Origin of the sequence: Alteromonas sp. M12 (assembly GCF_037478005.1) — a bacterium.
Classification (GTDB): Bacteria; Pseudomonadota; Gammaproteobacteria; order Enterobacterales; family Alteromonadaceae; genus Aliiglaciecola; species Aliiglaciecola lipolytica_A.
The window spans coordinates 1,234,707-1,248,433 of record NZ_CP144164.1 but is presented as its reverse complement, the minus strand read 5'-3'; the positions used below and the strand labels follow the sequence as shown (position 1 = coordinate 1,248,433).

Genomic DNA, 13,727 nt, shown 5'->3' with positions numbered 1-13,727 from the left:
GTATAAATACACTAACGATTGAACAAAAGCCTTACACAATCGGCACAAGCAGATTACAAAATGAACCTGCGATGATGAGTTACGCACTTGAACGCTTTCGAAGTGGAATAACACCGCAGGTTTGTGAACGTTGTTAAATCTTACCTCACAGTATCAAATAAATGGATTATTGCGGCGACTCACCTTCATCAATTGGATACTCTTGCGGCTGCTGAATCTGACTATTTTTGTTTTCAATGAAGTCCTTGTACTCTTTGTCTATTTGACCTGCAGAAAAGCTGGATAACTGATAATTAACGTCATACCAGTATTTGCCAGAATCACCTTCAAAGCGAGCAAAAATAGCACCTTCGTTTTCCCATAACCACATGCTTAGAATACGACCATCTTGCAGGCCAATTTCGAACACTGCGGTCACTGACTGAGGATTAAATCCATTATCTTCAGTTTCAGCAATTTGTTCAAATTTCAGGTTCACTAGGTTATCCACATAAGCACTTAAAATGCTGTCATATTTGAGTTGTGCGCTGTCTTCCAAACCTGACAATTGAAAGTCATCTTGCTGTTCGAAATCCCGTAAAATTTCAAAACCTAAGTCTCCTTCGCGGCGCACATAGCTTACTTGCTCAGCTAACACGTCAAGAATAGGTTGTTTTAGCCAAGCGTTTTGATCTGATGGCAAACTGATTATACGATCCAACAACCAAGTTTGTTTTTGTCCCAGCAAACGCACATAGGTTCCTTGCCCTAAACTCGCTTGTGAACCTATTAATACCTGATAGTTTTTTGCGCCCACGCGCAATTCCACTAATGTTGCTTGACTGTCAACCACATCAATATCTTGTAATCCCAATCGAGCAAAGTTTTCAGCTTTAGCGGTTTTAGCTTCGAATAAAATGGCTTTTGATAAAGCATCCACTAATTCAGCCAATGCCTTTTGTTGCATTGGATACTCGCGCTTACTTTCTGCTAGCACTGTCACCCATCCATCATCAGACTGACGAGCACTGAATAACATTCCATTAGTGTTAGAAACTTGAATTTCTTGAATCTTTTGAGCCTGCACAGCAAGTTCTGGAAACAGCTTAACCTTTTCCCCAGAAACCTGATTAGCACGGATGGTCAAAAAATAAATTGCAGTTGCTAAAGTAACAATAATGACCAGCAATGAAATCAATTGTTTATTCATGTGATAACCCCTCATCACCTTTAGAACGAGTTCTCAGCAAACTAGCAAGTAGCATAAGGATCAGCATTAGCACTATAGGGGCAACAGCGATATTAATAAATTTCAACCAATTCCCCAGCGCCTCAATATCCTTGTCTAACTGATGTCTCACTTCACGCAGGGCTTTTCGAATCTCAGTTCGTTTCTCGATAAATTCGTCAAGTGCTTGTTGTTGTTCTGGCAGCATAACCAAACCAGCTCCTTCTACTTGCTGACTTTGCAACTGAGCGAGTTGCTGTTCAGTTTCGTCTAATTGTTGCTGTAGAAGTTGTTCTTGTTCGCGGAACTTACGTTCAGCCTCCACTTTTAAAGCATCGACAGTGTTAAATGGACGGGCAAATGTACCGCGACTACGAATACTGATAAGTGCCTCACTCCCGCTTAGATTCTCTACCGCATTAGTAACAAAATCGCCGTTGTTCGCAAAAGGTGTGTAAACCGTTTCGCCAAAGAAGTTCGCTTGTTGCACCCAAAACCGATCTGCCAGCAAATCCGTATCACCCACCACAATGACATTTAATTGATTGGTAGAAGAAACGTGTGCACTATCAGCTGTAGCATCATCTGGCGCATTTTTGTAAGCGGAAGAAGCTCTGCCATGCAATCTGGCAGCAAGCACATGTTGTTGCTTCTGGTTGGTAAACTCTCTTGCTAATGCGTTAGGGTCTCGTAATGCAGAATAAGTGGTTACATCAATGAAACCTGAATTTGCAGAAGAACGCATCAACGGTGTCCAACGTAAGTTACCACCTGTGGATTTACTAAACGCGCCAAATGACGCGCCATTGATTATTTCGAGACTTGCGGTAGTTACGTCGTCGCGATCAAGTTGTTGAGATTGAATCCCCACAAAACCAAAATGACGAGCGACACCGCCATCTGCAGTGCGAATATCTAGGCCTAGTTCCGCATCAAGCAGTACCTGACTATCATTAAACTCTAGTCCCCAAGCTTCGAATAGAGAGGTTAAGTTAGAACTATTTTCAGTAGATGCGCCCATACCTGCCATCATCGCCATCGGATCTGACTCATTGTTGGGATCAACAAAAGCAATGAGTTTTCCACCTTGCATAACGTATTGATCAACCGCGTATAACAAGGATTCATTTAACGATTGAGGATGCACTAGCATAAGCACGTCAGTATCTTCAGGTAAGGCTTCTGCGCTATTTGGAATCTGTTCCACTTGATACAATTGCTGTAATTGAGTGTAAAACGTCCAAGCTGGATCAAACTGTCCTGTCATCGGATTCTGTCCACCAGCTAGCGGCAAATCCGTGATTAAAGTCACTTTAACCGACTCAGGTTGAGATAGTTTATGGATCAGTTTACTGATTTCGTATTCAAGAAACTTCTCTTTTTGGGGATCAAAAAAGCCAATCACTTCTTGATCATCTAAAGCGTTAGTCGCCGCCAAGCCCAAATATATAGCATCGCCCATAGTGCCAAGTGTGGCGGCAGTCAGACCAAATTCATTGGCTTGATCTTCCGCTTCAGAAAAGGGCTCAGGATCAACAATATGCAAATTGATTTTTCCATCTGCGGCTTTTGAATACTCTCGCAACATACTTTCTACACGGTTCGCATAGTTGCGCAAAGACGTCATACTTTTTGATGATTTATCTGAGAAAAAGAAATATAAATTAATGGGTTCATCAATTTTTGAAACAATTTCCTTGCTGCCATCAGACAAAGAGTAAACTTGATTCTCAGTCAAATCGAGGCGAATTGGACTCAATAACTGATTGTTTAGCACCGTTAAAGCAAAAAATAAAACGGCCAATAGAATTAAAATTATGGAGGTGGAAAATTTACTCATATTACTAATCCGCCTTTTTACGTTCGATGATCAATAAACTGGCGTATAACCAAATTACAATTGAAATGAAGAAATAACCTACGTCATTGAGGGCGATTACTCCCTTCGCAAGTGACTCATAATGAGTCAAAAAGCTAAATGAGGCGACGGTATCAATCACCATGGTTGGTGCCCAGTTTTTGAACGCATCCAAAACAATATTGCTGCCACTGACAACAAACAAAAAACACACGACCACTGCCAATATAAACGCCACCACCTGATTTTTAGTCAGTGCCGACATACACATTCCAATGGCTAAAAAGGCTCCCGCCATTAACCAACTACCAATATAAGCGGCGACCACCACCCCGTTATCAGGATTCCCCAAATAATTGATGGTTAGCCATAATGGGAAGGTCAATAATAACGACAACCCCAACACAGCCCAAGAGGCTAAGAACTTTGCAACCACAGCCTGTAGACTGCTTATTGGTAGTGTCATCAGCAGTTCAATACTTCCACTTTTACGCTCTTCAGACCATGTGCGCATAGCGATTGCTGGCACTAAAAATAAATATAGCCAAGGGTGGAAGTTGAAAAAGGGCAGTAAATCGGCTTGCTCTCTTTCATACAAACTACCGATAAAAAACGCAAAAACAGCTGATAAAATCAAAAATATTGTGATAAAAACATAGGCAACAGGGGTAGCAAAAAAACTTGCAATTTCCCGCTTAAATAGTGTTGAAATCATTCCCATTAGCCCTGCCCTCCTTGTGTCAATTCTCGAAATACTTGGTCTAGACGACCTGGCTCAACATACAAAGTATCAACCGGTAAACGACGCTCATGAATGTGTTTATTTACCTCATGCAAAATATCACTGCCAGGTTCTGTCAATAATGTCACTTTCCCAGTGGCTCTATCGGCTTGAATATCCACTATGCCCGGCACATCTAAAAAGCCTGAAGTATCCGATGGATAACTTAAATGTAAGGTGATGGCATTGTGATATTTAGATTTTTGGATAAGTTCTTTCGGAGTACCATCAAACTTCATTTGACCTGCAGCTATAATCATTACTCGATTACACAGTGCAGACACTTCCTCAAGTATGTGAGTGGAAATAATCACTATTTTATCTTTCGCCAGATTTTGGATGAGTTCACGCACATGATGCTTCTGGTTTGGGTCTAGTCCGTCAGTCGGTTCATCTAAAATCAGTATTTGCGGATCATGCAATAAAGCTTGTGCTAAGCCAACCCGACGTTTAAATCCCTTAGATAAATTATCAATGGGTTTATCTAACACCGATTGCAGGTCTATTTTGTTAATTACATGGCTAATTCGTTGGCGTTTTAAATCCCCCTTTAAACCTCGAATATCTGCAATAAAATTCAAAAACTGCAATGGCGTCATATCACCATATGCTGGCGCACCTTCAGGTAGATAACCTATTTTTTGCTTTATTTTTTTGGGGTCTTCATAAATTGATAGGTCATCAATGAATATTTCACCATCATCTGGGGTGATAAAGCCTGTGAGCATTTTCATAGTAGTTGATTTGCCTGCCCCATTGGGGCCCAAGAATCCAACTACATCGCCAGGTTGTATATTAAAGTTTAGGTGATTAACAGCGACAAAATCACCAAAAATCTTCGTTAAATTTTTTACATAGATCATGCTATTCCCATTATGATCATTGAGTTCACCAAATTCTTTGTGAATATGGTGCTCAGAAAAAAGAAATCAAGAATTTACGCGAACAATTAAGACTATTTTTATTTTAAGTAAAACGTCAGTGCGACACAGTTTCATTGCAAAGGAATTTTATTAAAAATGCAATTTGATGCCAATTTTTTTTAGAATACCAAAAAAAAAGACTTAAACTCGGTAAAAACGTTAATTTAACCTAAGTTTAAGTCTAAAATTGGTTCGGGAATTGAACGCCTAAAGGATAACAAAAAATGTATGGCATAATCATTTCAATATAATGCCAATGTGTTGCAAAATGTGTCCCCTCAGTTTAGAGATTCACCTTGCAACAACTGATTAAAAATATGAAAGGCCTCCATGCCAATAGAGATTACCCCAATTGGGCACATTAAAACCCCGTATAAAGAGAAGTTTGCAATCCCAAGACAACCAGGTTTGGTGACTGCAGCATTTGGTCAGATAATGTTTACCCAAGCATTCAATTCGGTAGACTTTATTCGTGGTATAGAGCAATTCAGCCATTTATGGCTAGTTTTTCAATTTCATCAGACTGCCGATAAATCCACATCCCCTTTAGTTCGCCCACCTCGACTCGGTGGCAACGAGAAAGTGGGAGTGTTCGCCTCACGCAGTACTCACCGCCCTAATAATTTGGGCATCAGTGCGGTTAGGCTGGAGAAGGTATCGTCTATAAGTGGCCAACATTGTTTAATTGTTTCAGGAATGGATCTACTAGACAACACACCAATAATAGATATCAAACCTTATATTCCATATTCAGATAGTATTGCCGACGCCGCAGCGGGTTATGCGCAAGATAAACCAGAAGAGTTACTCGCCGTTAGGTTTTCGAAAAGCGCACAACAACAGCTAACTATCTACCAGCACAAATATCCCCATTTAAATATTTTGATTGAGCAAATATTAAGTCAAGATCCCCGTCCGGCGTATCACAAAACCACAACAAGCGATCGCCTTTATGGGGTAGCTTTATATGATTTAAACATCCAATGGCGTGTTGCAGAACATTGTTGTATCGTGGAACAAATCAACCAGATTTAAACGCTTACAGAGATAAATCTGGAAATATCCGACTAAGCTGTTGCCGATTTAACTTCCAGTGAGATTGCAGAGCCTTGGCATACCAGTAACGAACGTCGCTAGTCGCCATCAAATTACGCCCCTGATACAACTTTTCAGGAGCAAGACCAGGCCAATCACCGAGCACTTTTGCGCCGCCTGAGAATAGCAAAATCTATGCAGTCTCAATTTAAGACGAAAATAGTGACAAGAAGTTTATCCTGACAAGGATAATATCCCTTTTGCCTTTTACAGGGTGCTGGTAGAATGGCGGCCGTTTACGATTTAAGAGCAAAATAAGGATCAACTAAGCTGATGCGTACCAGCCAATATCTGTTATCTACCCAAAAAGAAACTCCTGCCGATGCGGAAGTGATTAGCCACCAATTAATGTTACGGGCTGGGATGGTTCGTAAGCTTGCTTCAGGTTTATATACTTGGCTACCCAGTGGCCTACGAGTGCTCAATAAAGTGGCTGACATTGTTCGTCAAGAAATGAACAAGGCTGGAGCGATAGAAATGTTGATGCCGGTGGTGCAACCAGCAGATTTATGGCAGGAAAGCGGACGGTGGGACGAATATGGTCCAGAATTGCTGCGCATTAAAGATCGCCACAATCGTGATTTTGTTTTAGGTCCAACTCATGAAGAAGTGATTACTTCCCTTGTTAAAAATGAAATCAGCAGTTACAAACAACTGCCAATAAACCTCTATCAAATTCAAACCAAGTTCCGAGATGAAGTACGTCCTCGTTTTGGCATAATGCGTGGACGCGAGTTCACTATGAAAGACGCCTATTCATTTCATACATCAGATGAATCAATGCAGCAAACCTATGCTGGAATGTTTCAGGCTTACTGCAATATCTTTGAGCGCCTAGATTTAGAATATCGTCCGGTTATCGCTGACTCCGGTTCAATTGGCGGTGCGGTTTCCCATGAATTCCATGTATTGGCTGATTCCGGTGAAGACGCCATTGCCTTTAGTAATGGTTCAGATTACGCAGCCAATATCGAAATGGCTGAAGCGATAGCGCCCTTGACTGAAAAATTGCCGGCCATGGCAGTAAAAACCCAAGTTGCCACTCCTGATGTAAAAACCATTGAACAAGTTTGTGCGCACTTTGATATCAGTGCCGACAAAACGGTTAAAACCATAATCGTTTTAGGTGAACAAGATGACAAAGGACAACAAGATTTAGTCGCGCTAGTGCTGCGCGGCGACCATACGTTGAATGACATCAAAGCCGAAAAGCTAGATTCAGTGTATGCGCCCCTTACAATGGCCTCAGAGCAACAAGTTATACAAACGTTAAGCTGCGAACTTGGCTCAATTGGTCCAGTAGAGCTTTCAATTCCTGTGATTGTCGATAGAAGTGCAGCCCACTTAACAGATTTTGTTTGTGGCGCAAACAAAACAGGGTTCCATCTAACTGGCGTAAACTGGGAAAAAGACATCGTAGACTATCAAGTTGCCGATATACGTAACATTGAAGCCGGTGATCCCTCTCCAGATGGAAAAGGTACGTTAGAGATCAAACGCGGTATCGAAGTGGGTCACATATTCCAGCTAGGCGATAAATACTCCGAAGCAATGGGCTGTGGTGTACTCAATGAACAAGGCAAACACCAGATTTTATCTATGGCTTGTTATGGTATTGGCGTATCGCGCATTGTTGCGGCGGCCATTGAACAAAATCACGATAAATTCGGCATTATTTGGCCTGATGCTATCGCCCCTTTTCAAGTTGCATTGATTCCAATGAATATGCATAAATCTCATCGTATTCAACAGGTTGCAGAGTCGCTGTACGAAGAATTAGTTGCTGCTGGCATAGACGTTCTCTTTGATGATCGTAAGGAACGTCCAGGTGTCATGTTCAATGATATGGAACTGATTGGTATTCCTCATACGATTGTCATTGGTGAACGCAATTTAGACGAGAATAACGTCGAATATAAACATCGACGCACAGGCGAAAAGCAGCTAGTCAGTATCAATGATGTATTGTCGCTGTTACAAAAGCAATAAAGAATTTAATAGCAAAGACCAACCGCTAGGTTGGTCTTTTTCCTGCTAAAATCTATTTCCATATATTTTTCAATAACTTTGAATAACTTCACATCTTAATTGTTGAATTAGTCAGTGATACGCTATGCTAATATCTGCGAATAATAAGTTCGCAAGGACAAACTGCAACAAAGAGATGGAATATGCGATTAACCTTTTTCGGTGTTAGAGGCTCAATCCCTGCACCGGGTCCAGAATATATAAAGTATGGTGGCAATACAGCCTGCGTGCACATTGAATTAAATGATGGCACTGACATTATTCTCGATGCAGGCACAGGGATTAAAAACCTCGGTCAAAAATTAATTTCAAAACAGACCGATGTACATTTGTTGCTGACCCATAATCATTGGGATCATATTCAGGGTTTTCCATTTTTTGCACCTATATATCAGCCTGACAGAAATATATTTATCACGCCAGGTATGACGACCTTGGATGAAAATAACGCCATTTTGAATCAGATGTCTGGCAGTTATTTTCCTGTTCATTACAAATCACTACAGTCAAATATAGAACTCAAACCTGTACCTGAAGGCATTAATAGTTGGCATATTGGCAGCGCTAAAATTTATCGGCACCCAATGAACCATCCCGGCAGCGGCAGTTCTTATGTAATCGAAGCCGATGGTGCTAAAATTGCCTACATCACCGACAACGAACTTTACCCTCCCTACCGTAAAGAAACTGATTTTCTACAATGGGTAGAGTTTGCAATGAGCGCCGATATTATTATTCACGATGCCCAATACATGCTGTCTGACATGCCAGGTAAATCAGGTTGGGGACACTCGGTGGCAGAAGAAGCGGTAAAGCTAGCTTTAGCATGCAGAGCTAAGCGTTTAGCACTTTACAGCCATGATCATATTCGTACAGATGAAGACATCGCAGCGATTGAATCCCATTGTCAGGAAGTCATTGCTATTGCGGAAGATGATCTGCAAGTTTTTGCTGCGGCAGAAGGATTGGAAATCGTATTTTAAGTTATATCTAAACACTACTTTGCAGAGTTTGACGGCTCGATATTGTCGGCCAGAACGTCGGCCACAACGCGATTGCGGCCATTTTCCTTTGCAAAGTACAAACGCTCATCAGCTTTAACAAGTAAATCATCTAAATCAGTGCCATCAACACCGAGATACGAAATCCCAGCACTAAGGGTGATATTGATTTCTTTTTTATTGTAGATAAATGGCTTATTCATTAGTTTTTTACGTAGAGAGTCAACTTGTTGGAAACTATCTTTAGGCTTAGATGCTAGCATAATCAATGCAAACTCTTCCCCGCCAAAGCGCGCCAGTAGATCACTTTTTCGGGTGTGTTTTTTCAGAAAATCAGCCACAAAACACAGCGCAGCATCGCCAACATGATGACCATATAAATCATTAATTTTTTTGAAATAATCAAGATCAAATAGCACTATAGTTAAAGGCACATTGTGCCTTTTCGCATATTCACTAGCAGATGCATACACATCGATTAATTTCATCCTATTCGCTAAGCCAGTCAATTTGTCAGTACCAGCCAATTGCATAAGTCGCTCTTCGTTCTTCTCCCGATTACGCTCATACACATGAGCGAGAGCAATCATCAGCACCCCGCTGAGTATTACGTTCAATGACACTGTAATACTCAGCGGAATATCATCGGTCATAAATTTCAAATGAAAAATGCTGATTCCCAGCGTCATAAAAACAATCGAGAAGTAAAAGCCAATTTTTTTACCTAATAACAAATAGGAAATAACGGGGATAGTTAGAATCCAAACAAAAATGGATTGGGAGGAACCAGGTACGGATAAAGCATACATCATTATCGAAAAAAACGGGAAAAGGTAACTGATTACCCAAAATTGAAAATTAGTGGTATTGCCAATTTGACGCCATACTAGAAATGAAAATAATCCATATCCTAACTCTAGAAAAGCCAAGGTGTAGAGCTCTCGATAAATATTGCTCAAACCAAAAACAAAGCCACCGAAAAATGTTATCAGCAACAATACTTGTAAAACTTTGCGTCGATATTGGGTATTTTGATCAAAATCGCTAAGCATAGATAGTCTCATACAACCTAAATGAGCTTATGGATTTATTCTTATTCGCAGAATAACCCCATTCATCATTTATTACTAAAAGAGATAAAAATTAATTTAATAGTAATGACAGTCTAATGTTATTAGCTGCAAATGGGTATGATAAGACGAAATAATATCAATAATAATTGCCGTTAATTTCGACAAGACTGCAATTTATTGCCGCCTATGTCGAAATTAAGCTACTTTGTAGCAGTTTTTTCCATTTTGTTTGGCTGCATACAAGGCTTTATCTGCACGATTAAATAAACTTAGTTCAGTGTCACCATATTGATACATAGTACTGCCGATACTACAGGACATTTTATGCTTGGCCAAAATCGGATTTTTATTCATAAAACCCTGAATTCGTTCAGCTATTTTACCATTCACAAGGTTGTCACTACCTGGTAACAAACAACAAAATTCATCACCACCAAAACGAAAAGCATAGTCACTTTCTCTTAGTGACTGACGTAATACGTCTGCCGTGGCGGTCAATACTTTATCACCCTCATGATGACCGAAGGTGTCATTAACGGCTTTAAACTTATCCATATCAATCACCAGTAGTCCAAAACCTTCGCCAGCCCGTTTGGCCTGACTAAGTAAGCGCACCAAGGATTCTTGATAATGTACTCGATTACCCAATGACGTCAGATAATCTTTAAGGGCAAGCTGTTTAACACTATGAAATTCTAGTGCATTTTTTAACGGAAATTTGAATAATCGATGTAAATCATTGAGTATTGCCGCTTCCCGCAAACTTAACACTTTGGAAAAAGAATATACTAGGGTAGCAAAAATTGTGTGTTTACTTACTTGATCTAATGTTTTGATATTATTAGATTTTTCTGGCTCTCCAAGGGTAACTAAACCACTTGAAAATTTAATAGTTAAACCATCTAAGTTTAACTTCGCTCGCAATTGGCGATAAAATACTTGAGCAATCTTTTGCAGGTCGATACTCGAAGCCAATTGCAACATAACTTGATGAGATTCGGTATGGCTTAAGCCGCCCTTGTAGGGATCTGAGCTAAACAAATTGTTGTCTTTCAACGCAGTGTCAAAAAGCTGTGTCATGTGCTCCAAGGCGAATGCTCCTGCCAATTTATTGGCGAATTTAGGTCTAAATACGCAATTTATTAATTAAAAATGTTTTATGATTGGTTAATTAGCAATCTCTGTGCCATCGATTACTGCTAATATTAAAGTAATGCTAACGGCAAATATGCCCGTTCAGCTTACTCCTCAGTCAACAAGTTCACGCGGTAAAAAATTAGCCAAATAAAGAGATAAAATTTATGCATGTGGGTTTCACAAATATTTTGGTATTGATGACTGTTGCGGTGTTAACCGTGTGGGGATTCAAACGTATAAACTTACCTCCCATACTCGCATATCTAGCCTGTGGAGTAGTCGCTGGTCCGCACATGCTAGCAATCATCGATCATCCAGAAGAAATTCACTTTTTCGCCGAGTTAGGCATCGTCTTTCTATTATTTTCGTTGGGCTTAGAATTTTCTCTTCCTAAAGTCATGGCTATGCGCCATCTGGTTTTTGGCATTGGTTTAGGCCAAATGATACTGACTACTCTGGTTTTTATGGGGATCGCCAGTGTATTTGGATTCGATTTAAAAGCCGCATTAATCATAGGCGGTATGATAGCCCTTTCTTCAACCGCGATTGTGATTAAACAAATGAGCGAACGAGGCACGTTAAATACGACCCGAGCACAAATGGTTGTCAGTATTTTATTATTTCAAGATCTGGCTGTGGTGCCTTTGCTGATATTAGTTCCCTTGCTATCAGATCAATCCCATAGCAGCTTATGGCTAGCGATTGTGATGGCGCTTTTAAAGGGCACAGTGGTTGTCGGTATTTTAATGTCTGTAGGCAAATGGCTACTACCTAGAATATTTAATGAAGTAGCGCGAACGCGTACCGATGAATTGTTTGTGCTAACGACTATTTTGGTTGCCTTGGTAGCGGCAGGTTTGACCTACTCGTTTGGCCTTTCCATGGCACTAGGAGCTTTTCTAGCGGGAATGATGTTAAGTGAAAGCCAATACAGGCATCAACTAGAAGCGGATATTCGGCCTTTCAGAGATATTCTAATGGGGTTATTTTTTATAACTGTTGGTATGCGTTTAGAAATGCAGACTTTAGCATCACAACTACATTGGATAGCTTTGGGTTTAGTCACCATAATGATAATAAAAATCCTGATCATTCGTGCTTGTGCTTGGCTATTTAAAGCCGACAAACTAGATGGCTGGTCAACAGGATTAAAGCTCTGTCAGATAGGTGAATTTAGCTTTATTATTGCCGCACTGGCGGTAAATCACGACATTCTCAGTGCTGAACAAGGCTCTGTTTTGATGGCAATTGGTGTGCTCAGTATGGCGGTTACACCTTGGTTGATTGAAAATAGTCTCGACATGGCTAAATATATTATTGGTAAACCCGACTTACAATTAGACCCAATGGATGAAGATAATTATCATCCTAGCATGCAAGACCACGTTTTAATTCTTGGTTTTGGCCGAGTTGGTCAATCGGTAAGCCGCTTATTAAGCGTGGAGAAAATCCCCTATTTAGTCGTAGACTTTGATCCCGTGCGGGTCAATGAAAGCCGAAGTGCAGGACAACCCGTGGTGTTCGGTGACGTCAGTCAACCAGATATATTAAAAGCCGCTGGAATCGATATGGCCAAATTAGTGCTTATCACCTTTGATGAACACCAAAGAGCCCTCAATGTAATCAAGATCATCTCGGAAATGCACCCAGAATTGCCCATAGTGGTTCGCACTAGAAAAGACTACCACCTAGAAGAACTTTATGCGGCTGGCGCTAGTCAAGTTGTGCCTGAAATTCTCGAAGGCAGCCTTATGTTGGTATCTCAGATACTCCATTTATCCGGTATCCCTATGGCGCGAATTTTAAAACGGGTTCGTTCAGAGCGAAAAGATCACTATCGACATATGCACGGTTTCTTTCCTGGAGAAACCACTGAAATTAGCCAAGGTACCAAAGATAAGCTGGAATTTATGCACGCTGTGCAACTAACTGAAGATGCGTTTGCGGTCGGTAAAACAATTGAACAGTTGGATCTTTTTAAACGCAAAATAAGTTTGCATGGATTACGGCGAGCAAATATAGAAATTGCAAATCCTGACTTTACAAAGCCCCTACAACCTAACGATGTTATCGTGATCTCAGGCAAACCGCGACGAGTAGAACGCGCAGAACATTTTTTATTAGAAGGGCATTAAACCTAATCTTGACTATTTATTAGGTCTATTTTTGATTGCGGGGTCACATAACACCCTAGCGTTAGCTACAGTATCCAATATAACTACCGAGTATTCCGAATCAATATTATCAGTATTGGTATCAGTAATAACGGCAAGGTAAGGTGGGAATGTAGAACGCCACGACAAATCATTTGCACCGTTACTGCCAAAAGTAATGTCAGTAATATGATAACGAGGGTCAGCCTGAACATGCACGGTTATGAGTGCCTGTCCTGTACCTGTTATTTCAGTAATAGTGCCATCATTGTTGGGGCCACCTGTAAAACGGTAGCTGTATGTGCGTGCATTCGAAGCGGGTATATTGGTGTAGCCACTTCCTGCTGCACTTCGGAAATTTCTTACATCTAAAGTTACAGTAGCATCCATAATCCTTTTCCTTGTTGTTGGTAAAATGCCATACTTTGGAGGTATTGCCGTATCAAAAGATACGGTTTTATGAATTGAACA

General features: G+C 40.6%; 12 protein-coding genes. 4 read left to right on the top strand and 8 right to left on the bottom strand.

Going from position 1 to position 13,727, the window contains the following annotated elements:
• Positions 1 to 166: 166 nt before the first annotated feature.
• Genes VUI23_RS05280 through VUI23_RS05265 form a run of 4 tightly spaced genes read right to left on the bottom strand, consistent with a single transcriptional unit; the run spans position 167 to position 4,709 of the window.
• Positions 167 to 1,189 carry a DUF4340 domain-containing protein gene (locus VUI23_RS05280; RefSeq protein WP_342807198.1) on the bottom strand — a complete coding sequence of 341 codons (1,023 nt, stop codon included), beginning with the start codon at positions 1,187 to 1,189 and terminating at the stop codon, positions 167 to 169.
• Entirely contained in the window at positions 1,182 to 3,047 is a 1,866-nt protein-coding gene (locus VUI23_RS05275; protein ID WP_342807197.1) for a Gldg family protein, read from the bottom strand. The genes VUI23_RS05280 and VUI23_RS05275 overlap by 8 nt, the downstream gene beginning before the upstream one ends.
• 4 nt (positions 3,048 to 3,051) lie before the next feature.
• The gene (locus VUI23_RS05270) at positions 3,052 to 3,786 is read right to left on the bottom strand and encodes an ABC transporter permease subunit (RefSeq protein ID WP_216049947.1); all 735 of its coding nucleotides are present in this window, start codon (positions 3,784 to 3,786) and stop codon (positions 3,052 to 3,054) included.
• On the bottom strand, positions 3,786 to 4,709 hold the full coding sequence (locus VUI23_RS05265) for an ABC transporter ATP-binding protein (RefSeq protein ID WP_216049946.1): 924 nt from the start codon (positions 4,707 to 4,709) through the stop codon (positions 3,786 to 3,788). The genes VUI23_RS05270 and VUI23_RS05265 overlap by 1 nt, the downstream gene beginning before the upstream one ends.
• A gap of 390 nt (positions 4,710 to 5,099) precedes the next feature.
• Here VUI23_RS05265 and tsaA point away from each other — a divergent pair, with 390 nt between their 5' ends.
• Complete coding sequence (gene tsaA / locus VUI23_RS05260; protein ID WP_342807195.1) at positions 5,100 to 5,804, top strand: tRNA (N6-threonylcarbamoyladenosine(37)-N6)-methyltransferase TrmO; 705 nt, start codon at positions 5,100 to 5,102, stop codon at positions 5,802 to 5,804.
• 4 nt (positions 5,805 to 5,808) lie between these two features.
• Here tsaA and VUI23_RS05255 read toward each other — a convergent pair whose 3' ends face one another.
• The gene (locus VUI23_RS05255) at positions 5,809 to 5,970 is read right to left on the bottom strand and encodes a hypothetical protein (protein ID WP_342807193.1); all 162 of its coding nucleotides are present in this window, start codon (positions 5,968 to 5,970) and stop codon (positions 5,809 to 5,811) included.
• Between the two features lie 167 nt (positions 5,971 to 6,137).
• Here VUI23_RS05255 and VUI23_RS05250 point away from each other — a divergent pair, with 167 nt between their 5' ends.
• Both VUI23_RS05250 and VUI23_RS05245 read left to right on the top strand, forming a co-directional pair.
• The gene (locus VUI23_RS05250) at positions 6,138 to 7,853 is read left to right on the top strand and encodes a proline--tRNA ligase (protein WP_342807191.1); all 1,716 of its coding nucleotides are present in this window, start codon (positions 6,138 to 6,140) and stop codon (positions 7,851 to 7,853) included.
• Positions 7,854 to 8,035: 182 nt separating this feature from the next.
• Positions 8,036 to 8,875: an MBL fold metallo-hydrolase gene (locus VUI23_RS05245; protein WP_216049942.1), complete on the top strand. Its 840-nt coding sequence runs from the start codon at positions 8,036 to 8,038 to the stop codon at positions 8,873 to 8,875.
• A 14-nt stretch (positions 8,876 to 8,889) separates the two neighbouring features.
• Here VUI23_RS05245 and VUI23_RS05240 read toward each other — a convergent pair whose 3' ends face one another.
• Entirely contained in the window at positions 8,890 to 9,945 is a 1,056-nt protein-coding gene (locus tag VUI23_RS05240) for a GGDEF domain-containing protein (protein WP_342807189.1), read from the bottom strand.
• A 216-nt stretch (positions 9,946 to 10,161) separates the two neighbouring features.
• On the bottom strand, positions 10,162 to 11,046 hold the full coding sequence (locus VUI23_RS05235) for a GGDEF domain-containing protein (protein ID WP_216049940.1): 885 nt from the start codon (positions 11,044 to 11,046) through the stop codon (positions 10,162 to 10,164).
• Between the two features lie 221 nt (positions 11,047 to 11,267).
• Here VUI23_RS05235 and VUI23_RS05230 point away from each other — a divergent pair, with 221 nt between their 5' ends.
• Entirely contained in the window at positions 11,268 to 13,238 is a 1,971-nt protein-coding gene (locus VUI23_RS05230) for a cation:proton antiporter (protein WP_342807186.1), read from the top strand.
• Positions 13,239 to 13,250: 12 nt separating this feature from the next.
• On the opposite strand, the gene VUI23_RS05225 is transcribed toward VUI23_RS05230, so the two are convergent.
• A complete protein-coding gene (locus tag VUI23_RS05225) occupies positions 13,251 to 13,646 on the bottom strand; it encodes a hypothetical protein (RefSeq protein ID WP_303499576.1) in 396 nt (131 codons plus the stop codon).
• Between the last annotated feature and the right edge of the window lie 81 nt (positions 13,647 to 13,727).

What these genes read in the sequence shown, in the direction of transcription:
- VUI23_RS05280 (WP_342807198.1), bottom strand. Translation starts at nt 1,189, where the DNA reads ATGAATAAACAATTGATTTCATTGCTGGTCATTATTGTTACTTTAGCA.
- VUI23_RS05275 (WP_342807197.1), bottom strand. Translation starts at nt 3,047, where the DNA reads ATGAGTAAATTTTCCACCTCCATAATTTTAATTCTATTGGCCGTTTTA.
- VUI23_RS05270 (WP_216049947.1), bottom strand. Translation starts at nt 3,786, where the DNA reads ATGGGAATGATTTCAACACTATTTAAGCGGGAAATTGCAAGTTTTTTT.
- VUI23_RS05265 (WP_216049946.1), bottom strand. Translation starts at nt 4,709, where the DNA reads ATGATCTATGTAAAAAATTTAACGAAGATTTTTGGTGATTTTGTCGCT.
- tsaA (WP_342807195.1), top strand. Translation starts at nt 5,100, where the DNA reads ATGCCAATAGAGATTACCCCAATTGGGCACATTAAAACCCCGTATAAA.
- VUI23_RS05250 (WP_342807191.1), top strand. Translation starts at nt 6,138, where the DNA reads ATGCGTACCAGCCAATATCTGTTATCTACCCAAAAAGAAACTCCTGCC.
- VUI23_RS05245 (WP_216049942.1), top strand. Translation starts at nt 8,036, where the DNA reads ATGCGATTAACCTTTTTCGGTGTTAGAGGCTCAATCCCTGCACCGGGT.
- VUI23_RS05240 (WP_342807189.1), bottom strand. Translation starts at nt 9,945, where the DNA reads ATGCTTAGCGATTTTGATCAAAATACCCAATATCGACGCAAAGTTTTA.
- VUI23_RS05235 (WP_216049940.1), bottom strand. Translation starts at nt 11,046, where the DNA reads ATGACACAGCTTTTTGACACTGCGTTGAAAGACAACAATTTGTTTAGC.
- VUI23_RS05230 (WP_342807186.1), top strand. Translation starts at nt 11,268, where the DNA reads ATGCATGTGGGTTTCACAAATATTTTGGTATTGATGACTGTTGCGGTG.
- VUI23_RS05225 (WP_303499576.1), bottom strand. Translation starts at nt 13,646, where the DNA reads ATGGATGCTACTGTAACTTTAGATGTAAGAAATTTCCGAAGTGCAGCA.